The organism is Parapedobacter lycopersici (assembly GCF_040395035.1).
GTDB lineage: Bacteria > Bacteroidota > Bacteroidia > Sphingobacteriales > Sphingobacteriaceae > Parapedobacter > Parapedobacter lycopersici_A.
Genome location: NZ_JBEBRB010000044.1, coordinates 1 through 22,829, shown reverse-complemented (window position 1 = coordinate 22,829; position 22,829 = coordinate 1). Strand labels below are relative to the sequence as shown.

The following is a 22,829-nucleotide window of genomic DNA, read 5'->3' as shown; positions in this document are numbered from 1 at the left end:
TGTTGATACGAAAATGTGTCATGGAACGTCAGCTGAGATAGTTTTTGAACGTAAAATTAGAACGAATATCGGTAAAATGGTTTAATAATCATCATGCTATTTGTTTTCAGTCAGCCGTTGCGTGCCGGCCGGTACCATGCTGTTACCCCTCCTTTGGTTTTGCCCACGGACGTGATCTGCCTGCTGCCATCAAGCTGCCGCTTCAGCTCCTCCATATCAAGGGGTTCTTCCAGCACCGGCGAGTCGGGCAGCTGAAGCGGCGAAATGCTGTCGGTCTGCGTACTGTCGCGGTGGATGATGCGTGGGCTGGGACAATTGTATTGCCGGTTTATCGGCACACCGGCTTCCGGGAACGGGCCATAAGTGTATCCCAGGGCATTATCACGGTATAGCTTCTCCATGTATTTACCAAAAATAGGCAATGCTGTGCGGGAGCCTTCGCCGGTCTGGGAGTTTTTAAAATGAATGCTGCGTTCGTCGCATCCCACCCAAACACCGGTCACCAAATCTTTCGTAACCCCCATATACCAGCCATCCACATAATCGGATGAGGTGCCCGTTTTTCCGCCGATCTGATTATTGTCTTTCCATAAGTCCCATTCCCATAAGGCCTGCGAGGTGCCCTCCGGCTCTTCCATACTTCCCCGGAGCATGTAGGTCATCAACCAGGCGACTTCCTCGCTGATTACCTGGGTGTCCCGGGGTTTAAATGTGGCGACCGTGCGGCCATCCATTGCAACAATCCGGGATACCAGTATCGGATCGACGCGCCGGCCCTTATTCATAAAGGTTGCGTATGCGTTGACCATTTCAAAGACACTGACGTCATTGGAGCCCAGGCTAACCGAGGGTACGGAAGCCAGCGGGCTGGTGATGCCGCTGCGTTTGGCTGCATCCACCACCTTATCCCAGCCGACCTCTTCTGTGATCTGCGCTGTAATGGAATTTACCGATTTTCCCATGGCCCAGCGTAACGACATATCGCGGCCACTGAACACCCAGTCGGCATTTTTCGGTTCCCACACCTTTTCTTCGCCTTTCTCCGTATACGTAATCCGGACGGCCTTATCCACATATTTATCACATGGGGACATGCCCGCCTCCAGCGCGGCAAGGTAGGCAAAGGGCTTGAATGTAGAGCCTGCCTGGCGCTTTGCCTGGAATACGTGGTCGTATTGGTAATACTGGTGGTTAATCCCGCCCACCCAGACTTTTATTTCGCCATTATACGGATCCATGGACATCATTCCCGCATTCAGCATCATGGCATAATGGGCCAGCGAATCCATACTGGAATACTGCACCTCCCGGGGCCCGTCCCAAGTGAACACCTGCATGGTTTTGGGCTGGTTGAGGTAATGGAATATGCTGTCTTTATTGCCTTTATAGCGTTCATCTAACTGGCGGTAGTAGCTGGTACGCGAGGCCAGGTTTTCCAGGAAGCCATCGATTACTTCCCCGTTGGAATTGCGCCACGGAATCTCGCCCTGCCACGCGTTTTCCAGTCGACGTTGGAGGGTTTTCATCTGTTCGGCAACGGTTTCCTCGGCGTGGCGCTGCATGCGGGAATCAATGGTGGTATAGATCTTCAACCCGTCCTCGTAGATGTCATATCCATTTTCGGCGCACCATGCCTCCAGCCATTTTTCAACAGCAGCGCGCAGGTAGGAGTCTTCCCGGGCGGCTTCCTCTTCCGTACCGAAACTTAACCGAAGCGGCGTTGCCCGGGCCTCCTGATAGGCTTCGGCTGAAAGGAACCCGGCTTTCTGCATCTGGCTGAGCACGATATTGCGCCGTTCGACAGACCGATCCGGATTGCGCACCGGATTATATAATGTGGTTCCTTTAAGCATGCCGATGAGTACGGCCGCTTCCGCGGCCGTCAGTTCCGACGGCTGTTTATTGAAATAGCGCTTCGCCACCGTTTTAATGCCGTATGCGTTGTTGCTGAAGGAAACCGTATTCAGGTACATCGTGATGATGGACTCTTTGCTGTACTTGCTTTCCAGCTTATAGGCCGTCATCCATTCCTTGAATTTATTGATTACCAGTCCGATGCCGGGTATACTTCCCAGCAGTCCTTCGGCTTGGTCATACCGGGTACGGTATAGGTTTTTCGCCAGCTGCTGGGTGATGGTACTTGCCCCTCTCCGATCACCCTGCGCCGTGGACAGCAAACTGGAGAATACGGCACGGAAATCCACTCCGTGGTGCTGGAAAAACCGGATGTCCTCGGTTGCGATCAGCGCGTTGGTGACGTTGGGTGAAATACTGTCATAGGGCACCGGCGAGCGGTCTTCCTTGAAATAGCGTCCGATCAGTACACTGTCGGCCGTGTAAAGCTCCGAAGCAACGTGCTGTGCCGGCATACTGATATCGCGGGACGTGGGAGAATATCCGAACAGCCACAGGAAATTAATTTCAACGGCACAGATGAAAATAATGATAGCGTAGCCGCCGATCAGGGTATATCGTAAATACTTGTTCCGTATTTCTTTAAACATCAGGTAAAGATGAAGAATTGTTTTTGCAATGCGGCTATCAAAAATGTTAAAATTCGGCCACCAATGAGCGGTTACCCGTTTTCAAAATGCTTTTCATTTTTACCCAGTCGCTCCTCGTCCCACACGTGATCCACTTGCTGCGCTTCCGAGCGGATAGGACAATTTTTAACCCGGCAATACTTGCAGCATGCCGGTATACAGGGGTCGGCATGGATAAATAATTCGGTATTGCTGTGCAGGTTACTGTTTATCACGGCATCAATGCGCGATACCTCGTCGTGTACCTTGTTGAGATCGTAATAATTGGGTAAGGTAACATGGCAATCGATATGCAGCTCATGTCCATAACGCTGCACACGCAGGTTGTGCACATCAATCCAATCGTCTTTCCGGTGCCGTTGTAATATATTGGCTACCTTTCGCAGCAGTTTCATGTCGGATTCATCCATCAATCCGGCGATGGACCGGCGCAGGAGCTTATACCCGCTGATCAGGATATACGTACCCAGCCCCAGTGAAAGTACGATATCGATCCATGCGAATCCGGTGATATACATCAGGAACAGTCCCACCAAAAGTCCGACCGTACTATACGCATCGGTCTGCAGGTGCCTGCCGTCGGCAAGCAGTGTCAGTGAATTAAGTGATTTACTCTGGGTGACCATGTATGTACCCAGTACAAAATTAACTACCCCGGTAAACGCCAGCAGTCCCATGCCCCCGATCAGGTTGCCCACTGTTTCCGGAAAAAAAATATTATACACTGCCTTGGCCAGGATCAGCATCCCGGCGATGAAAATTAACCCGCCTTCAAGGAATACGGAGAAAAATTCCACCTTGCCGTGCCCGTACGGATGGTTCTGATCGCGCGGCCTGGCCGCCAGGTGGATGCTGTAAAAAGCAAATCCGGAGGCCACGACATTGACGATGCTTTCCATGGCATCGGTGAGGACCGCGTTGGAGTTCGTTAATAGATAGGCACCGAATTTTATCAGCATCAGCAGAATACCGGCAGCCAGTGCGAGTCGGATTATGTTTTTCTGCTTACCCAAAATAAATTTTTCTGTTTACGCAAGACAATCGTTCGAACGTTGGAAGGCAAAGATAACGAATGCCACGCACACCCACGCATAAAACAATGCGGCAACATCCGGAAAATCCGCATTTCCGACAAATAATAATTGTTGTTGGAATCGCCAACTTTGCCTAATTTTGTCCACCATGAGCACATCTTCTATTCTTTCCGATAGGATAAATAATCTGTCCGAATCGGCCACCTTAAAAATGACCAAACTTGGCCGTGAACTCGCGGAAAAAGGCGTTCACGTCATTAGCCTCAGCGTAGGGGAACCTGATTTTCACACTCCGGACCATGTAAAGGCCGCAGCCAAGCAGGCGCTGGATGAAAATTACACCCGCTATTCACCCGTACCGGGGTATCCGGATCTCCGCAAGGCTATCGTGAAGAAGCTAAAGGAAGAAAACAACCTGGACTATGATGCCTCGCAGATCGTGGTATCGACCGGGGCCAAACAATCGCTTTCCAATGCGATACTGACCCTGATCAATCCGGGCGATGAGGTCATCATCCCCACCCCCTACTGGGTATCCTATTCGGAGATGGTCACACTTGCGGAAGGCAAGTCGGTATTCATTAATACAACCATCGAAAGCGATTTTAAGATCACGCCCGAAGAGCTGGAGGCTGCGATTACACCGAAAAGCAAGCTTTTCATGTTTTCTTCGCCGTGCAACCCCACGGGCAGCGTATACAGCAAAGCGGAACTGGAAGGGCTTGTACGCGTATTTGAGAAACATCCCGACATTTATATTATTTCCGACGAGATTTATGAGCACATTAATTTCATCGGACAGCATGAGTCCATTGCGCAGTTTGATAGCATTAAAGACCGCGTAATCCTGATCAACGGTTTTTCCAAGGCATTTGCGATGACGGGCTGGCGCCTGGGCTACCTGGCAGCCAGTAAAGAAATAGCGGCAGCTAATGACAAACTGCAGGGACAAACCACCTCGGGAACCTGTTCCATTGCCCAACGGGCAGGCATTGCCGCTTATGCGCAGGGGCTGGACAGCGTATTGCAGATGAAAGACGCATTTGCACGCCGCAGGGACCTGGTGTACAACCTGCTGAAGGAAATCCCCGGCGTAAAGACGAACCTGCCGGAAGGTGCATTTTACTTTTTCCCGGACATCAGCTCGTTTTTCGGAAAAAAAGACCCGCAGGGAAATGTCATCAAAGATTCGGGTGACCTGGCGCTTTATCTCTTAAATGAGGCCCATGTGGCTACCGTGGGCGGCGACTCCTTTGGGAACAATAATTACATCCGGTTGTCCTATGCGGCATCGGACGAAAACCTGAAAGAAGCATTGCGGCGCATTAAGGAAGGCCTGGCTAAACTGAGCTAAGGAAAGAGCGACCCGCGCAGGTTTTTATATTATTATGGCGATCCGGACAATTACTTGCTTCGGATCGCCTCTACCGGGTTAAGCCGTGCAGCCATGGCTGCGGGCACGATACCCGCTACCAGTCCGATCAGGGTAGACAGCAACACCGTAAGCATAACCATCCCCAAATTCACGACTATCCCCAAACCAAAGACCAGCTTGACCAGGAAGGCAAGCAGGTAGACGATGGATAACCCCATAAATCCGCCGATTACGCACAGCGCAATGGCTTCAATGAGAAACTGGGAAAGGATAAAATAATTTTTTGCACCCAATGACTTTTGTATGCCGATGATGTGGGTACGCTCCTTCACCGACACGAACATGATGTTTGCGATGCCAAATCCCCCTACCAGGATGGAGAAGATACCGATAAATCCACCGGCCAGGTTGATTACCTTGAACATGGAATCCAGTTGCGCAGTAATCACCGTTGTTTTATTCAGCGAAAAGTCGTCCTGCTGCTGCGGGCTTAGCCGATGAATGGACCGCATGACACCCCGTAATTCGCTCTCGGTTTCTTCCAGTGAGATTGCGGGACGGGCACTCACCATAATAGCCGGACTGTAACGCCTGATATTTACGAGATTACGACCGAGATTAAGCGGAATCATCACCACGTTATCCATGGAAACGTCGAAGATCATTCCCTCCCCTTCCTTTTTGAAAACACCGATGACCGTTATCCTCCGGCCCAACACTGAAACTTCCTTGCCGATTGGATCGGCGTTGGGAAAAAGTCCTTCGGCTATGGTTGCACCGATCACGGCCACGGTACTGCCCCGGCTGGACTCGATTTCGGTAAAATACCTCCCGTCCTGTATTTCCAGGTTCCGGATGTCATACAGTTCATGCGAAGTAGCCGTAACGGTAACGCCCGACACGTTGTTGTTGAAATACTGCACGGTACGGTTTCCGATATCAATGGAAAATGAAACGGCTTCTGCGGTGGTCATCCGTTCCTTCAGCGCCTCGTAATCCCGCAGGTCCGGCTCGGGCCGGTTGACGTACTGCCACCAGGGAAAATCGGGGCCGCCGTCCCATGGCCATTTCATCACGTAGATGGTTTTGCTTCCGAGCTTCTCGACGCTGCTTTCGAGGTTTGCCCGCAAGGTGTCTACCGCGGAGAAAACGCCGATAATAATTAGGATCCCGATGGTTACACCCAGCAGGGATAACAGCGTCCGGGTACGGTTTTCACGCAGGGCGGAAAACGCGAAACCAAAACTCTCACCGATTAGCTTCAGAAACAACATGTTCTATAGACGTATGGGGTCAACAAAAGTTACATAAAAAAATGGGGCGCTGTCACCGGCTATAAAACTGCGAAACCCTCATCATATTACCAAAATAATTTCATAAATTTGCGCGCTAATTTACTTGGTATTGTCCGAAGGGAATTCCCCAGGGTATCCCTCAAAAAACGGCATACGGCATCGGACGGCCTCCTATATAACTGCATCAACAATGAAGCTATCTCAATTTAAATTCAATCTCCCCGAATCACTCATTGCAAACGAGCCCAGCGAAAGCCGGGACGAGTCGCGCTTGATGGTCCTCGACCGCAAAACCGGGAAAATAGAACACAAAATATTCAAGGATGTCCTGAATTATTTCGACGATAAAGACGTTTTGATCCTGAATAACACGAAGGTTTTTCCGGCCCGCATGTACGGCAATAAAGAGAAAACAGGGGCAACGATTGAAGTGTTTTTATTGCGTGAGCTGAATAAGGAGCTCCGCCTGTGGGATGTATTGGTAGACCCGGCCCGGAAAATACGGGTGGGTAACAAGCTTTATTTTGGCGAGGATGACCTGCTGGTTGCCGAAGTAGTGGACAACACTACCTCCCGTGGCCGTACCATCCGGTTTTTGTTTGACGGCAGCGACGAAGAATTCCGCCGGAATATCGAAATTCTGGGGGAAACCCCACTGCCGAAATACATTAAGCGTAAAGCCACCCCGGAAGATAAATTCCGTTACCAGACCATTTTTGCCAAGCACGAGGGTGCCGTGGCGGCTCCTACGGCAGGATTGCATTTCAGCCGGGAATTGATGAAGCGTTTTGAGCTTAAAGGTGTGGATTTTGCGGAAATTACGCTACACGTCGGATTGGGAACATTCCGTACAGTGGAGGTGGAAGACCTTACCAAGCATAAAATGGATTCCGAACAGTTTATCATCACACCGGAAGCGGCCAATACGGTAAACAGAGCGATAGACACAAAAAAGCGGGTATGCGCTGTCGGTACTACTTCCATGCGTGCCATTGAATCTTCGGTATCGGCCGACAGGCACCTGAAACCGGCTAACGAGTGGACGAGTAAATTCATTTATCCTCCCTATGATTTCAGTATTGCCGACAGTATGATTACCAACTTCCATACGCCGGAGTCAACATTGCTGGTTATGATTGCTGCCTTTGGTGGTTATGAGCATGTAATGCACGCGTACGAAGTAGCTGTTAAGGAGAAATACCGGTTTTACAGCTACGGGGATGCCATGCTGATTATATAAATACGGGACTGGGAATTACAGGATTTTAACTGATCCTGCATGCGCAGTGCCCGCGTTCGGAGATGACCATTCATTATGCCATAATCGTTGCGGGGGGAACGGGAAGCCGTATGGGTTCCGATGTTCCCAAGCAATTCATGCCGCTTAACGGGCTGCCGGTAATGATGCACACGTTACTGGCTTTTCAGCGGAGCAAGTGTACTCCGCACCTGGTGCTGGTGCTTCATCCATCAATGCAGGAGCAATGGCGCTTGCTTTGCAACACCCACCATTTTCAGGTACAGCATAGCCTTGTTGCGGGCGGCGAGAGCCGGTTTGAGAGCGTGAGAAACGGGCTGGAGGCGATCAGGCTGATGGGCGGAGCGGCTTCCGGAGCGCTTATCGCCGTACATGATGCCGTAAGGCCATTGATTAATCCCGATTTAATTGATTTGTTGTATGCGGAGGCTGCGCGTACCGGAAATGCGGCACTGGCAGTGCCGAGCAGCAATTCCGTCCGGATTGAACAATTGGACGGTTCAGGGACATTCTCCTACCCAAGGGAAAAAGTTCACCTGATGCAGACTCCGCAGACCTTCAGGGCAACGGATCTTTTTCAGGCTTACGAACGGCCCGAAGACAGCACCTGCACCGACGACGCTTCGGTAGTAGAAAAAACAGGCATCCCCATCACATTGGTGCCTGGGGACGCCTGCAATATCAAAATTACTTTTCCGGAGGATCTGTTGATAGCCGAACGGCTACTAACCATCCGCCGGTCAGGCAGCTCCCCGGATTACGCGCAATAGAATCGCTATTATTGCGATAACCAACAATACGTGGATGATGCCGCCGGTGTAATACCCACCAAAATAACTGATCGCCCAGGCGATAACCAGGATGACCGCAATGAAATACAATAAATTTCCCATAGCATTATAAGGTTAATGATTAATCTTCACCCTTATCAACAGGCGTATGGGAAAAATGTTTGGTGTGTGGTATTGGATTACGCGTGCAATCCGGTTAGTATCAAGCCGTCATATGCAAGGGAGATGCCGCTTGGCAATTCGCGCTGTACTTCTTCGTGCCTCCCCAGTCTGTGGCTGATGTGGGTAAAATAGGTCTGCTCGGCACCCACTTGCTGCGCAAACGCCACCGCCTCATCCAGCGTGAAATGGGAAATATGCGGGTCGCGCTGCAACGCATTGACCACGAGTATTTTTGTCCCCTTTATTTTCTCGGCTTCCGGTTCGGCAACCGTCTTGGCATCGGTGATATAAGTAAAATCCCCGATGCGGAAGCCCAGTACAGGCATCATGTAGTGCATCACTTCGATCGGCTGTATCATGGCGCCAAATAGTGGAAAGGGCGCCGTGGTAATCTGATGCAGCTCCAGTTGGGGTACCCCGGGGTATTTTTTTGCGGAAAAGGCATAATAAAACTCCCGTTCCAGGGCCTCGTGTACTTCCGTAGTACCGTAAATGTCAATTGCCCCCCCTTTTTGCCGATTAAACGCACGCACGTCATCCAGTCCGGCAACATGGTCCTTATGTGAATGAGTAAAGAGAATAGCGTCCAGCCGGGTTACCTGTTCCCGCAGCATCTGATAACGGAAATCAGGCCCGGTATCAATGACGATGTTCCGGTTGTTCAGCTCAACCAGAATGGATGAGCGTAGTCGCTTATCTTTCGGGTCGGGCGAGGTACATACGCGGCAGTCGCATGCAATTACCGGAACCCCCTGGGAAGTACCTGTCCCTAAAAATTTAACTGTCAAATTGTTAGTTTCGTTTGTTTGATGCTTCGTAAAAACTGCTTTTGTTTATCGCTGAGGGCCTCGCTTTCCGTATTTATTCCCTGTAGAAGCCCGGTTAACGCGTTTATTTTCATCTCCAGGTTAGAGAATCGGTTAACCACTACCATTTTATTGGCCTGCAGCATGCAGGCACCGGTTCTAAAGTTCCCTTTTTCATACCGCACCCGGTATCCGAGGTCGCGCAGCAGCGATTCGAGTTTATCCAGGCTATGTTGTGTATTCGGAAGCAATGGTTTATATTAAATCAATGCGGCAAATTACGATACATCTCCTAAATTCCCAAAGTGTTTTATCCACATTACCGGAATATGACACGTCGGCAAAAATCCTGTATAAAACCCAGGCCATAGGCCGTCAATTGAATATAAGCCGCGATTACGCTAAGTACAGCAATGTAGGCGCTCCGGACGCGCCATAACGCATGGAAAAAGAGAAGTACGGTATAGCCGACAAGAAGCAGATTACCAAGTCCGCACAGCGCAAGCAGCAATTGTATGCTATCCGGGCCTGCCATTGCCCGGTATAAATTCAGCACGATCAGCAGGGTCAAACACAGCACGAACAATGCAGGGAAAAAATGAACGGGTTTGAGCTCGGCGGGAAAATGCTTGTAAATATTGATCCGCGCTCTGCCAAAAAAATGCAGTTGCTTATAAAACTGCTTAAAATTGGTGCGCCGTTTATGGTATACCACCGCCTCGGGGATCAAGCCTATTTTTAACCCCGCCGAGTGGATTCGGATACTGTATTCAATATCTTCGCCCAGCCGGGTCAGTTTAAAGCCCCCCACCTGCTCCCAGGCTTTTCGAGACACGCCCATATTGAAACTCCGGGGGTGGAATACACCGATATGTTTTTTATTGCCGCGGATTCCACCTGTGGTAAAGGGCGACGTCATTGCATAACTAATGGCTTTCTGAACGGGCGTGAAGGACGCATGTGCCGCATCGGGACCGCCATAGGCGTCCAGTGGTGTTTTATTCAGAAAGGCCTTTACGTTGGACAGGTAGTCGGGCGGAATCAGGCAATCGGAATCAAATATGACAAAATAGTCGCCTGTTGCCCGCTGGAAACCGTAATTGCGGGTAAACCCCTGCCCTTCATTTGGCTTTGCGTAATAATGTATGTCCAACTGACCTTTATAGCCTTCCACGATCGCTCGCGCGTCGCGGGTGGAGCCATCTTCAATGACCAGCACCTCAAACTGTGTGTATTGTTGCTGCAGCAACGAATGCAACAGTTCATCGATTTCCTGTGGCCTGTTGTATAACGGGATGATAATGGAAAAAAACATGGATCAGGATCTGCGGTGCTTCATTTACCGGCCGGCTTATATCACTTTTTCAATCTGGTAGCTGTTGCGCTCAGACCCATTACGGGAAATCAGCTCCGCTATAAATCCGGTCAGGAACAATTGCGTGCCGATAATGATTGCAATCAGTGCGAAAAAAAACAACGGCTGGTCCGTAGCATTCCGGTATGACGTATGGTTGGATATGCTGATCAGTTTTTCTACAATCAGCCAGGCGGCGATGATAAAACCTGCGAGAAAGCTGAGCACACCCATCGTCCCGAAAAAATGCATCGGCCGCTTACCGAATTTACCAACGAAGAAAATCGACAACAGATCCAGAAATCCCTTGACGAACCTGCCGGGTCCGAATTTTGTTTTGCCGTATTTTCTTGGGTAGTGCAGCACTACCTGCTCACCAATGCGCGAAAACCCGGCCCACTTGGCGATTACCGGGATATAGCGATGCATCTCGCCGTACACCTCGATACTTTTTACCACGTCCTTTTTATAGGCTTTTAACCCGCAATTGAAATCGTGCAGGTTGTGTATGCCCGACATGCTCCGCGTAACGGAATTAAACAGTTTGGTGGGCACGGTTTTCGAAGGCGGATCGTGGCGTTTCTGCTTCCACCCGGAAACCAGGTCAAAATCCTCTTGGGTAATCCGCCGGTACAATTCGGGAATCTCATCCGGACTGTCCTGTAGGTCGGCATCCATCGTAATCACCACATCCCCCTGGGCTACCGTAAACCCGACATTGAGTGCCGCCGATTTACCGTAATTCCTACGGAACTTCACGGCGGTTATCTTTGGATTTTTCGCTTTCAGTCCCTCGATGATCATCCATGATCCGTCTGTACTGCCATCGTCGATCAGAATGATTTCATAACTGAACCGGTTGTCGTCCATCACCCGCTTAATCCAAGCCGTTAGTTCCGGCAAAGATTCAGCTTCGTTGTATAAAGGAATGACTACTGAAATATCCATAGCATGGTTACAGGAATTGTCCATCATTGCATCACGCCGGCATTAAACTTCTTCGTCGCCTTCTTCTGTTACCGGTGCAAATACCGGCCGCTCCCGCTTAAAAATAGCCGCGAAGATCAGCGCACCGACAAAATAGAAAATAGCCGCAATAGCCAGTCCTTGCACGACATCCATAAAGCCGGGATTAACCTGTTTTTCAATGCTTTTTTCCGCTTCCTCGATGATTTTATCAATCTGGTCCTGATCAGAAGATAATGTTTCCGCCATCCGCGTTGTCGCATTCAGCGAAATTTCACGCATGGTATCTGCATAGGACGGTTCGATCCATTTTGCAAATGCCGTAGTAAACAGGGTGACAACAACTACCTGAACGATGAACATGACAAAAATATTGCTCAATGCCTCCCGGAACGACCAATAGCCGCCGGCCTTTCTGCGTAAATCAAGTGTAAAGTAAATGGCAAGTCCGATGCCAATGGCCAACTGGATAAGGCCATAGGCGAAATTGCCCATTAATGACGGTGCTGCGTAATAAATCAACAAAAAAATGATAATGTTGATGGCCGCCCAGATCAATGCATTATTGATGGCGGCCCGCTTGGCGTTAGGTGCCGTTGCCTCTGCGTTTGGGTTAATTGTCATAATCTTTAGATTTAATGATTGTATTGGGTAATCAGTTTATACATGGCGGCATCAAATGCCGGGTTTTTACTGGCGTTCACATAAGCTGTCCAATCCTGTTCCGATGGATTGGGCTCGTAAAAAAATCCCATCAGGGAATAGAAAAATTCCGCCAATTCCTGGTTTTCCGGCAACTGACGCGCCGCCTTCGCAATGGCTTCATATGAACTGTCGACAAGCAACTGATTAGCGATCACCGGCTCATAAATCCGGTGTTCGTCCTGGAATTCATCTTCATCCACCAATAGAAATTCCTTGAGGTAATCGTCCAGGTACGGATCAATATCTTCATCGGCACATTCACGTAAATAAAGCAGCAGATTAAGCAACTCGGTACCCCGGTCTATTGTCTGGTCTTCAATGGCTTCCCATTCTTCCGACTCAAGATAGTCTGCTTCCAACTTATTTACGTCGGCAGCAAAAAAGTTAATCAGCAATAGGTCAAATATGGGCTCGCGTAGTGCTTCAAACCGTGGACTGTCATCAAATGCGGCATCCATGCCGATCACCTTTTCCATGTAAGGCAGATCGGCATTGAATACGGAGCTGAGCTGGGTCGAGATTACAGCCGCATCCAGCCGCTCAATTTTTGCATACGTGTGGAGGGCTGCTTCCAGCGCCTGTTGTACATGCGGGTTCATCATATCGTTATCAATTGACGGTTATTTGCAACCAAGGTGACCTTTCCAGTGAGTTCGGTTCCCAGCAGCGGACTATTTGCCGATTTGGAACGGTTGCGCTGTGAAGTAAACATCCATTTTTCCCGGGGATTAAACAACACGAAATTTGCTTCAGCCCCTTCCTCAAGTGCCGGAACGTCCAGCCCTAGGATTTTCCGCGGGTTAACCGCCAGCTTTTCGACAAGCTGATGCGGTGTAAGTCCCGCGCGCAGTGCCAACGGCAGCACGGTTTGCAAGCCGATGATTCCATAAGCCGCAATCTCATATTCTACATGCTTAAATTCTACTTCATGCGGGGTATGCTGTGAAACAATGGCATCAATGGTGCCGTCTGCCAGCCCTTCGAGCAGCGCCGTCACATCCTGTTCCGTGCGCAACGGTGGATTGACCTTGTAATTGCTATCAAAACCCGCAACCAGATCGTCTGTTAACACCAGGTGATGGGCGGCCACGTCACAGCTGACCCGGATGCCCCGCGCTTTCGCCCGACGGATAAGATCCACACCCTGTGACGTGCTTACGGTGGTGAAGTGTATTGCTGCGTCGTGATACTCGGCCAGGTACAGATCGCGGGCGATCATTAATGTCTCAGCCAGGTTGGGGTTTCCTTTCATTCCCAGGTACGTGCTGGTAATTCCTTCATTCATCTTTGCCCCGCCAGCAACGGAAGTGTCTTCTGCATACGAAAAAATCAGTCCGTCAAAACCCTTGCTATAAAGCAGCGCCCTACTCATTAAGCCGGCTTGCTGCACGGGCTTATTGCCATCGCTAAAAGCAATGGCACCGGCCAGCTTCATATCATATAGTTCTGCCAATTCCTCCCCGGCCCTTCTTTTACTGATAGTACCTATCGGATACACATCGACAGGAAGTGCTTTTGCGCGATTGACAATGAGTGCCACCTCGGCATGGCTGTCGACCGGAGGTTGGGTGTTCGGATGTACCGCGACGCCGGTGAATCCCCCCGCCAGGGCGGCCGCGCTGCCGGTAATGATGTCCTCTTTGGTTTCGAGACCCGGTTCCCCGAAGTTGGCATTTAAGTCAAAAAAACCCGGGGCGATAAACTGATCTCCAGCATCGACAACCTTTACTCCATCAACCTCAGTCGTTATTTCGGATGCTATACGGGCGATTTTACCTTTCGCTATCAAAATGTCTGCTTTCCTGTTATGAAAAGGATGACCCGGAAAGGCAACATTGACTGACTTGATAAGTAGCGTATTCATGAATGTAATAATGGGGTTGCAGATTTTCGATTAGGCAATGAAACAGACCGAATAAGCAAATAAAATAACGTGCTGAAAAAGACCGGAAAGCTGACTTTTAACGGATTTATTGCTATAAGTGCGTTCATTAAAGAACAAAAGTACAAAATCCATCGCAATGGCAAACCTTATTTTAACATTTAACGCCCGGTGCCCGGCCCTACCCGTGCGATGTGGGTTCCCCCCACTCGTAGCCACCCACCTCAAGTCCGGCCAGTCCCAAAACACGGTCAACCACCGTAGCGGCCAGCGCCTCGAAATCAGGTGGCAGGCTATAAAATGAAGGGCTTGCGGGGCAGATAATCGCGCCGGCTTCGGCAACGGCCTGCAGGTTGCGGAGGTGGATCAGGCTAAGCGGCGTTTCGCGGGGCACGAGAATCAGTTTCCGCTTTTCCTTCAGGATCACGTCGGCCGCCCGCGAGGTTAAATCGGACGAAATTCCCTGCGCAATCCGTGCGAGTGTACCCATGGAACATGGGCATATAATCATGGTATCAAACTTTGCGGATCCGGATGCAAAAGGTGCATAGAAGTCATTTCTTTCGTAAAAGGTGAATGGGTAAAGGCGGTAGCCGTCGTTTTTCAACTCGTACTGCCATACGTCTTTTGCATTGTCCGACATAACGACACCGACAGTTTCCCATTGGTCACGGATCGTCAATAGCTTATCCAACAATACCTTGGCATATATGGCACCGCTTGCGCCGGTGATGGAAACGATGATTTTTCTTGACATGATATCGGAATTTTCCCATCAAAGCTATGAAAAAGCCCGAGGGGTTGGCATAAAAAAAGTAATTGTAAGCGTCATTTCATATTTTTTTAGTTATTTCGTGTTATATAACTTAAAACAGTATCCGAAAAACCACATGAGTCTTAGTTTATTAGAAGAATATATTGAAGCGGGCAATAGTCTGGCGATTGACAATTTATTGAATGAAAATCCAAGCTTGTGCAAACAGCGAACCAGCCACGATATATCCCCGCTGCTGCTGGCGTGTTACTATAATAAACCCCAAATCATCAAAGTATTGCTCCGGCATATGGATGAGCTGACTATCCATGAAGCTGCTGCCGCAAATGAGCTGGAACAGGTACAGGCGATGATCGAAGACATGCCTGATTTACTGGACAGGGTTTCGGATCATGGATTTACGCCGCTGGGCATAGCCACTCATTTCGGGAATGAGGATATGGTGCGGTTTTTATTGACAAAAGGAGCAGACACCAATGCCTACTCGCAGAATGGCTATCAGGTGTATCCTCTTCACACGGCCATTGGTTCGGGGTTTGAAAACATTGCCAAAATGCTGATCGAAGCAGGCGCGGAAGTTAATGTGTTGCAGTCATCACGCACAACGCCGCTACACCTCGCTTCCCAAATCGGTAATATTGAACTGATTATCTTACTCCTGGAGCACGGGGCACTTGTTGAGGTCAAAAATGATATGGGTAAGACGGCTTCCGATTTAGCTGCCGAAAAAGGGTATCAGGATATCGCGGAAATTCTGAAAGCCTAGGCGTTATGGGGGCTATACGTCCCAAAGCCGGTGGCGCATACGCTTGACGTAGTTGCGGAAATCCAACACTACTCCCGCCAGGAAATAAAAGATAATCGGAAATCCGACAGCCAGAAACGAAGTGTAGATAAAAAACAAGCGAAGTTTGGATATGGATATGCCGAAACGTTCCCCGATATAGGTGCATACACCAAATGACCGCTGTTCAAAAAACAAGAGCACTCGCCTAATCATCCTTCTTATATTTAATAACGGACAGCCCAATGCTGCAATCCAGGCATTTTTTATTGTCGCAATAACAGGCTTTCAATTGTAACAGCGCCTGCGATTCCGCAGCATGCGCTGCCTGAACACCTAACGTTGAAAAACGCCTTATTATTACATTATCCTCGGCTTTTAACCGTTCCAATAATGCAATCGCCCGGTAAATATACATTTCTTTGCCAATATATTTACCATACGCAAACAAAATAACTGCCACGGCATTGATCAATAAGATTGCCATGGACTGATCACCCAGTTGCGTACTGTGCACTGCTGCCGGCACATCAAATCGGTAATGGTTCTTCCAGTAGCGGTTTACAGGTAATGCGCCAAACAAGGCGCCGGGCATTTCCCTGGTGGGGGTTTCAAGTATAGCCGGCAGCAACTGCGGCAGCCGTTGGCAAAACGCGGCAAATTGAGCGATACGCATGGAAGGGAAATTACCCGGCCTTGTACGCATGGATTTCCACGCACTTGCATCCATGGGTAAAAGTCTGTGTAACTTGCGCAGGTATGCATATTCGGCCTGCAATGCCCTTGGGTAATCATCCGTAAAACCAATCGTATCCAGCAGGCCGGCCTGACCAAAAAACAGCGCTTCAATAGCCGTAGGACGATGACGGTACCTGACGACCAGATTGAACGGCACCGCATACGCAAGCTGTTCAAATGCCGGCGCATTTACCTTAAAGCCGAAACTCCGTGCCATCCATAGGTAACACGTGTCCTCCCAGCTCCCGCGCTGCTGTGCCAGCAATTGATATACCGCAGCAACCCGGTGCTCAAAGCGTTCCACGAGTAGCCTCGATAACCAGGAAGTCAGTTGGAAGGACGAAACACGATGAATATGTTTCTCACAGGGAATCCAGTGCATATGCGCCATCATTTCACGGTATTTCGGAAGAATATGTGCGGGGATCAATGGTTTCAGCTCCAGTGTTTCCGGAATTGTTCCGTCGGCTCGGGTAATCGTCTTGTCATGCTCATACACCACATGCAAAATGACATTATTATACGCCTGATCCCAATGGTGCCGATGTAATTCCCATTCGGAAGTACGCCAATGAATCTCTACGTTTCCCGACCATTCCGTCATACCTATCCGGATTCTGGCCGAGTGAAAATCTGCACCGGCATCGGTATTATGCGTGCCGGTATCCAGGACGTCGAGGTTATTTCCCGACACCGAGGCCATACCCCGGACACGGTATAGCCGGTATTTCCATATAAAATGCAACAGGTTTTCAGGCAAGGTCACGCCTAAAGTTACCTATTATTATGCTATCACACAAGAAAACCAGACTAATAATAATCGAACCAGGTAACGACTTCGCTATGCTGAAGTCTGGATTTCAATTGGTTATCAAAATCGCGCACCACTTTACCGTTCTCCATCTGAATCAGGCGCGTGCCATAATGGAGCGCTTCGTTGATGTTGTGGGTTACCAGCAAAGCCGTCAGGTTGTTTTCCCGGATAATGCGATCGGCAATTTCCATTACCTCTCTCGCGGAACGGGGGTCCAGTGCGGCCGTCGGCTCGTCAAGCAGCAGCACATCCACGCCGGTCATCACCGTCATCAACAATGTAATTGCCTGGCGTTGGCCGCCGCTTAGGGTACCCATAACCTGTGTCAGTTTATCCTCCAGGCCCATACCCAGTGTGGCAAGCCTCTCGGCAACGCTGGTTTTAAAGTGGCGATCCACTCCGTGCTTCATCCACTTGGGGGATTTCCGCAGGGCTGCCATGCGGAAATTATCCAGAATACTCAGCGAAGCGGCAGTTCCTGTCAGCGGATTCTGGAAGACGCGTGCAACCCACCTACTCCGCCTGTAATCCGGCAGACGCTGTATCTCCTCGCCCTTCAGCAAAATCTTTCCGCTGTCTGGATAAATACTACCCGCTATCAGGTTCAGGAGCGTACTCTTACCCGACCCATTGGCGCCGACAATAACGGTGTAACTGCCCGCATCGAGCTGAAGCGTTACGCCATCCGCGGCCATTACCTCTGTGGCTTTACCCCTGTCAAATGTTTTGGATATGTGTTGAAGCTGTAACATCGCGCGGCAATTAACGCTTACTTAACTGAATGACCGTACTTCCAACGCGGGGCAATGCCACGATCAACAGGACCAGCAATGACGTGGTCAGTTTTAACATGCTGGCATCCACGCCTGCACCAAGTGCAACGGCCAGCATCAATTGGAATAGGATAACACCCAGTAACACACAGCCGAGCATCAGGGGAATCGCGCGTATTTTCAGCAGGTTGATCAGCGTATCTCCGATGATCACTGCACCCAATCCGCTGATTACGATACCTATCCCCATATTAATATCAGTAAATCCCTGGAACTGCGCGATTAAACAACCGCTGAGTGCCACCAGGGCATTGGATATTGCTAGTCCATAAACTTTCATCCGGGCGGTATTCACTCCCTGCGCACGGACCATGCTCTCACTATCGCCCGTAGCCCGCATGGCAATGCCAAAATCACTTTGAAGCATGAAACTCATCGCGAAAAACAGGACGGCTGATAAAACGATTAAAACAGCCAGCGTATTCTGGTCGGTGACAGCGAATACTGAAAACCAACTGAATATGGTTGAATGAGACAACAGTGGCATATTTGACCGCCCAAGCAGGGTGAGGTTAACGGAATATAGGGCGGTCATCACCAGTATACCGGCCAGCAGCGCGTTGATCCGCAGCCGGGTATGAATAAAAGCAGTACAGCAACCGGCAAGCGCACCGCCGAGCATAGAAAGTATCAATGTGGCTGGCAATCCGTATCCTTTGGATAAGCAGACCGCCGTTATTACGGCACCAAGGGTATAACTTCCGTCGGTCGTGATATCGGGAATATTAAAAATCTTCATCGAAAGAAATAGTCCCATCACTAACGGGCCAAAGCATAGCGCTTGAATAATAGCAGCAATATAAAAATCCATTATACAATCATATGGATTATCATTTATTATAAAAAATTTCCAGCCGGTCGCTCCCGATAGCCTGTACGGTTCGGGGTTTGCGGTGCAGTACCGGTGCCTCGATTCCCTCACCCCAGCTATCGGCCCCGCTAAACACCCGGGCTTCATCCCATAATCCGGCCGCAATAAAAAGATCGAGCGTCTTACGCCCTCCTTCCACAATCAGTGACTGCACATCCATCAGGTAAAGCTGGTATAATACTTTCTGCGGCAGGTACCAGTCCATATCTTCTACGGCAATGTATTTAATATTTTCCTCCCAGTCGGTTTTTGAATCGTTGAACACAATGGTTTCCGCGGCACCGTCCTTTACCCGTGCAGTAGCCGGTACGGTAAGCTGTCTGTCCAGTATAACGCGTTTGGGGTTTCGTCCCTCCCATTCCCTTACGGTCAATTGTGGGTCGTCGGCATGTACCGTTCGGGCGCCTACCAATACCGCGTCCTCTTCACTACGCCAGCGATGCACCAGTTGACGTGCTTCCATGCCGGTAATCCATCGCTGCGAGCCATCTGCAGGTGCCAAGTAACCGTCGGCCGTTTGTGCCCATTTCAGAATGACATAAGGACGTTGCTCCCTGATACGGGTAATAAACCGCCTGTTGAGCCAAAGCGCTTCATCGGCAAGCACCCCTTCCACAACTTCAATGCCCGCCTCCTGCAAGATTTGGATTCCTTTTCCATTTACCGCGGCAAAAGGGTCCCGGCAGCCAACGACAACCCGCCCAACCTGTTGCTGCACCAGCAGTCCGGCGCATGGGGGTGTCTTGCCGTAATGCGCACAGGGTTCCAGACTGACATACATTGTTGACTCCCGAAAGATGTGTGCAGCGGCATCGCCGTACTTTTCCTTAACGTCTTCGATTACCAGTGCTTCAGCGTGCGGGCCACCATATATGCGATGGTAGTTTTCGGCAATAATTTTTCCGTCGTGTACCAGTAGTGCTCCGACCATTGGATTGGGACTTACTGAACCTGCACCAAGCTGGGCCAGTTCCAGGCAACGTCGCATATATAATTCGTGCTCCTGCATGGTACAAACTTAGCTAAAATTGCGATGAATTATACCTCATTTACGGGCACATGTGTATGTTTGCATACATGGATCGTATAGCAACCGTTGAACAGCAATTTATAAATGAGCTGAAAGATTTATATGAAGCTGATGAAATCAGGCAAATCTATTTCATGCTCCTGGAAACCCGGTTTGGCTGGTCCAGATCCGAATACTTGCGCAGGAAATCGGATGTATTGGATAACGCAACCTTTATTTGGTTAAGCGACAGGCTACAGGCTTTACTGACTGCAAAACCTATCCAATATGTACTGGGGCATGCCTGGTTCAGGGGAATGGAGCTGTTGGTTAACGAATCAGTATTGATACCGCGTCCGGAGACCGAAGAGCTGGTTGAACGGATTATCCAAACCTGCGGGGTGACTGGTCGCCTACCGCACCGCATCATTGATATCGGCACGGGAAGCGGTTGCATCGCCATCGCCTTAAAACTGGCATTTCCCGAGGCGGCATGCTACGCTTTGGATATTTCCGCCGACGCACTACATGTTGCCCGGCAGAATGCCGCCCGGCAATCGGCAGAAATTTCGTTTATAAATGCCGATATACTGGAATGGGACACCATTTTTGAGGCAACGCAGTTATTTGATATTGTGGTGAGTAACCCGCCATACATCACGATGGCAGAACGGGGGGATATGCACCGGAACGTAGCCGCCCACGAACCTGGACTGGCGCTTTTTGTTGAAGACAGTACGCCGTTGTTATTTTATGAGCACATTGCGGCGTTTGCGAGGAAGCACTTGACGACTGCGGGACACCTGTATTTTGAGATCAACCGCCGCTATGGCGAAGAAGTATGTGAGCTGCTGGAAAAAAAAGGATTTGCGGGTGTAACACTATATTCGGATATTCACGGAGCAGACCGTATTGTACGGGCAGCAAATAAACCATAACTCCGAAAGATGACAAGATCCTGTGTGGGCCACCTGTTACTTGCAGCGGCAATAGCGACGACATCGTGTGACCGGCCGAAGCAGGTCGACCTGATTGTGTATAATGCCCTGGTATATACCGTTGACAGTGCCTTCTCAACGGCCGAAGCATTCGCCGTACAGAACGGTCGTTTTATCGCTGTCGGCACCTCTACTGAAATTCAGGCGAATTATAAAGCTACGGAAACTATAGATGCACACGGCAAGCCTATTTACCCGGGCTTTTATGATGCACATGCGCATTTCACGGGTTTCGCCCAGACATTCGGTCAGGCCGACCTAACAGGAGCCAAATCGTTTGAAGAGGTCGTCGACCGCCTGAAGGCCTTCCGAACCGAATACCCAAACACAACCTGGATACGGGGACGGGGATGGGATCAGAACCTTTGGGCAAGCAAGGCCTTTCCCGACAGGAAAAAGCTAGACGAAGTTTTTCCGAATATCCCGGTGTATCTGGTGCGGATTGATGGACATGCGGCAATAGCCAATGGACGCGCGCTTAAGCTGGCAGGCATCCAATCGCCGATGACCGTCGCCGGAGGCATTATTGAAGTGAAAAACAGCCGGCTTACGGGAATGCTTGTTGATAATGCTATGGGGCTCGTAGCTTCGAAAATCCCCGAATATACGGCTTCGGATCTTACCCAAATGCTCCATCAGGCAGAGGCAGCGTGTTTCGCTGTAGGATTGACCACAGTGAGCGATGCAGGACTTAATCAGCGGAATATCGAGCTACTTGACAGCCTTTACCTTACTGGGACACTGCATATCCGCAACCATGCAATGGCCGGCCTTTCTGAAAAAAATCTACGGCATTACCTAGCTAAGGGGCCGTATGTCAGCGAACGGTTTACGGTCCGGACGTTTAAACTGTTTGCCGATGGCGCACTCGGCTCGCGCGGGGCCTGTTTACTTGAACCGTATACCGATGTCCCTACCTCAGGTTTTCTATTATCCAGCATTGCAGCTATTGATTCGGCAATAGCCCGGGTAGCAGCGAGTGATTTTCAACTGGCTACCCATGCGATCGGCGACTCAGCCAACCGACTGATTCTGAATACATATGGCAAATATCTGCAAGGCAAAAATAATCGACGCTGGAGTATAGAACATGCACAGGTTATTGCTCCCCAGGATTTCGAAAAATTCGAAACTTATAACATCATTCCCTCGGTGCAGCCCACCCACGCGACTTCAGATATGTACTGGGCAACGGACCGCCTGGGCCCTGAACGTATTAAAGGGGCCTACGCTTATCAGCAGTTGCTCAGTAAAACCGGATTACTTGCGCTGGGAAGTGATTTTCCAGTGGAACACATTAACCCGTTATATGGCTTTCATGCCGCGATCGCCCGGGTAGACCAAAACGGATATCCCAATGGCGGTTTCCAGCCGGAAAATGCCATCAGTCGTGAAGCCGCTTTGCGCGGCATGACCTCTTGGGCGGCGTACGCCAAGTTCGAAGAAGATAAACGTGGTAGCATTGAAGTGGGAAAAAAAGCGGATTTCGTCATGTTAGCAACGGACATTATGACTGCACCGGAAGAATCATTACGGGGTATCGATGTATTACGCACTGCCATTAACGGCGAAACGGTGTATCGCAGGGATTGACATAATTAATGCCGGAGCCTTGATAAAGTGCAGAAAAACGGACCGCTTTGGTTTATCAAAACGCTACGCACTGAAATAAAACCGGTTAATGTCGAACTGAAAATTATCTGAAATTTATTTTGGACGATACATTCGATAATCCTATCTTTGCACCACTTTCCAAAACAGGAAAGTACCCGTATAAACGGACGATTCCGTAGCTCAGCTGGTAGAGCAATACACTTTTAATGTATGGGTCCTGGG

General features: G+C 49.7%; 23 protein-coding genes. 6 read left to right on the top strand and 17 right to left on the bottom strand.

The genetic code is table 11. The annotated features are described in order from the left end of the window. Positions 1–110: 110 nt before the first annotated feature. Together ABWO75_RS09635 and ABWO75_RS09630 are read right to left on the bottom strand one after the other, a co-directional pair. Positions 111–2,504 carry a transglycosylase domain-containing protein gene (locus ABWO75_RS09635; protein WP_353184962.1) on the bottom strand — a complete coding sequence of 798 codons (2,394 nt, stop codon included), beginning with the start codon at positions 2,502–2,504 and terminating at the stop codon, positions 111–113. Between the two features lie 71 nt (positions 2,505–2,575). Then, entirely contained in the window at positions 2,576–3,556 is a 981-nt protein-coding gene (locus tag ABWO75_RS09630; protein ID WP_353184960.1) for a cation diffusion facilitator family transporter, read from the bottom strand. 169 nt (positions 3,557–3,725) lie between these two features. Here ABWO75_RS09630 and ABWO75_RS09625 point away from each other — a divergent pair, with 169 nt between their 5' ends. Further along, positions 3,726–4,931, top strand: a complete 1,206-nt coding sequence (locus tag ABWO75_RS09625; protein ID WP_353184958.1) for a pyridoxal phosphate-dependent aminotransferase — start codon at positions 3,726–3,728, stop codon at positions 4,929–4,931. 50 nt (positions 4,932–4,981) lie between these two features. Here the strand turns inward: ABWO75_RS09625 and ABWO75_RS09620 are convergent, their stop codons facing one another. Further along, positions 4,982–6,226 carry an ABC transporter permease gene (locus ABWO75_RS09620; RefSeq protein WP_353184956.1) on the bottom strand — a complete coding sequence of 415 codons (1,245 nt, stop codon included), beginning with the start codon at positions 6,224–6,226 and terminating at the stop codon, positions 4,982–4,984. Between the two features lie 211 nt (positions 6,227–6,437). On the opposite strand from ABWO75_RS09620, the gene queA reads away from it, so the two are divergent. Together queA and ABWO75_RS09610 are read left to right on the top strand one after the other, a co-directional pair. Then, complete coding sequence (queA, locus tag ABWO75_RS09615; RefSeq protein WP_353184954.1) at positions 6,438–7,487, top strand: tRNA preQ1(34) S-adenosylmethionine ribosyltransferase-isomerase QueA; 1,050 nt, start codon at positions 6,438–6,440, stop codon at positions 7,485–7,487. A gap of 62 nt (positions 7,488–7,549) precedes the next feature. Next, positions 7,550–8,275, top strand: a complete 726-nt coding sequence (locus ABWO75_RS09610) for a 2-C-methyl-D-erythritol 4-phosphate cytidylyltransferase (protein ID WP_353184952.1) — start codon at positions 7,550–7,552, stop codon at positions 8,273–8,275. Here the strand turns inward: ABWO75_RS09610 and ABWO75_RS09605 are convergent. The 9 genes from ABWO75_RS09605 to ABWO75_RS09565 form a co-directional block, all read right to left on the bottom strand. Further along, complete coding sequence (locus tag ABWO75_RS09605) at positions 8,246–8,398, bottom strand: lmo0937 family membrane protein (RefSeq protein ID WP_353184950.1); 153 nt, start codon at positions 8,396–8,398, stop codon at positions 8,246–8,248. The genes ABWO75_RS09610 and ABWO75_RS09605 overlap by 30 nt on opposite strands. Positions 8,399–8,475: 77 nt before the next feature. Next, positions 8,476–9,246 (bottom strand): MBL fold metallo-hydrolase, encoded by a 771-nt coding sequence (locus ABWO75_RS09600; protein ID WP_353184948.1) that lies wholly within the window; start codon positions 9,244–9,246, stop codon positions 8,476–8,478. Further along, positions 9,243–9,515, bottom strand: coding sequence for a hypothetical protein (locus ABWO75_RS09595; RefSeq protein WP_353184946.1), 273 nt, complete (start codon positions 9,513–9,515; stop codon positions 9,243–9,245). The genes ABWO75_RS09600 and ABWO75_RS09595 overlap by 4 nt, the downstream gene beginning before the upstream one ends. 68 nt (positions 9,516–9,583) lie before the next feature. Continuing rightward, positions 9,584–10,579, bottom strand: coding sequence for a glycosyltransferase family 2 protein (locus ABWO75_RS09590; RefSeq protein WP_353184944.1), 996 nt, complete (start codon positions 10,577–10,579; stop codon positions 9,584–9,586). A gap of 36 nt (positions 10,580–10,615) precedes the next feature. Further along, the gene (locus tag ABWO75_RS09585; protein WP_353184942.1) at positions 10,616–11,566 is read right to left on the bottom strand and encodes a glycosyltransferase family 2 protein; all 951 of its coding nucleotides are present in this window, start codon (positions 11,564–11,566) and stop codon (positions 10,616–10,618) included. Positions 11,567–11,608: 42 nt separating this feature from the next. Next, positions 11,609–12,208, bottom strand: coding sequence for a DUF4199 domain-containing protein (locus tag ABWO75_RS09580; RefSeq protein WP_353184940.1), 600 nt, complete (start codon positions 12,206–12,208; stop codon positions 11,609–11,611). Between the two features lie 11 nt (positions 12,209–12,219). Continuing rightward, positions 12,220–12,891, bottom strand: a complete 672-nt coding sequence (locus tag ABWO75_RS09575; protein ID WP_353184938.1) for a hypothetical protein — start codon at positions 12,889–12,891, stop codon at positions 12,220–12,222. Then, on the bottom strand, positions 12,888–14,153 hold the full coding sequence (locus ABWO75_RS09570; protein WP_353184936.1) for a dihydroorotase: 1,266 nt from the start codon (positions 14,151–14,153) through the stop codon (positions 12,888–12,890). Before ABWO75_RS09570 ends, ABWO75_RS09575 begins: the two co-directional genes overlap by 4 nt. Positions 14,154–14,352: 199 nt before the next feature. After that, complete coding sequence (locus tag ABWO75_RS09565) at positions 14,353–14,928, bottom strand: UbiX family flavin prenyltransferase (RefSeq protein WP_353184934.1); 576 nt, start codon at positions 14,926–14,928, stop codon at positions 14,353–14,355. Positions 14,929–15,061: 133 nt separating this feature from the next. Between ABWO75_RS09565 and ABWO75_RS09560 the strand changes: the two genes are divergently transcribed. After that, entirely contained in the window at positions 15,062–15,712 is a 651-nt protein-coding gene (locus ABWO75_RS09560; RefSeq protein WP_353184932.1) for an ankyrin repeat domain-containing protein, read from the top strand. A gap of 12 nt (positions 15,713–15,724) precedes the next feature. Here the strand turns inward: ABWO75_RS09560 and ABWO75_RS09555 are convergent, their stop codons facing one another. The 5 genes from ABWO75_RS09555 to ribD are packed head-to-tail and all read right to left on the bottom strand — an operon-like array spanning position 15,725 to position 19,995. Then, positions 15,725–15,946, bottom strand: a complete 222-nt coding sequence (locus tag ABWO75_RS09555) for a PspC domain-containing protein (protein ID WP_257656338.1) — start codon at positions 15,944–15,946, stop codon at positions 15,725–15,727. Then, entirely contained in the window at positions 15,939–17,234 is a 1,296-nt protein-coding gene (locus ABWO75_RS09550; protein ID WP_353184930.1) for a DUF2851 family protein, read from the bottom strand. Before ABWO75_RS09550 ends, ABWO75_RS09555 begins: the two co-directional genes overlap by 8 nt. 44 nt (positions 17,235–17,278) lie before the next feature. Further along, complete coding sequence (locus ABWO75_RS09545; RefSeq protein ID WP_353184928.1) at positions 17,279–18,034, bottom strand: ABC transporter ATP-binding protein; 756 nt, start codon at positions 18,032–18,034, stop codon at positions 17,279–17,281. A gap of 10 nt (positions 18,035–18,044) precedes the next feature. After that, a complete protein-coding gene (locus tag ABWO75_RS09540; protein ID WP_353184926.1) occupies positions 18,045–18,926 on the bottom strand; it encodes an ABC transporter permease in 882 nt (293 codons plus the stop codon). A 19-nt stretch (positions 18,927–18,945) separates the two neighbouring features. Continuing rightward, entirely contained in the window at positions 18,946–19,995 is a 1,050-nt protein-coding gene (ribD, locus tag ABWO75_RS09535) for a bifunctional diaminohydroxyphosphoribosylaminopyrimidine deaminase/5-amino-6-(5-phosphoribosylamino)uracil reductase RibD (RefSeq protein ID WP_353184924.1), read from the bottom strand. Between the two features lie 68 nt (positions 19,996–20,063). Here ribD and prmC point away from each other — a divergent pair, with 68 nt between their 5' ends. After that, positions 20,064–20,933 carry a peptide chain release factor N(5)-glutamine methyltransferase gene (gene prmC, locus ABWO75_RS09530; RefSeq protein ID WP_353184922.1) on the top strand — a complete coding sequence of 290 codons (870 nt, stop codon included), beginning with the start codon at positions 20,064–20,066 and terminating at the stop codon, positions 20,931–20,933. Between the two features lie 9 nt (positions 20,934–20,942). Continuing rightward, entirely contained in the window at positions 20,943–22,586 is a 1,644-nt protein-coding gene (locus ABWO75_RS09525) for an amidohydrolase (protein WP_353184920.1), read from the top strand. Positions 22,587–22,829: the final 243 nt, after the last annotated feature.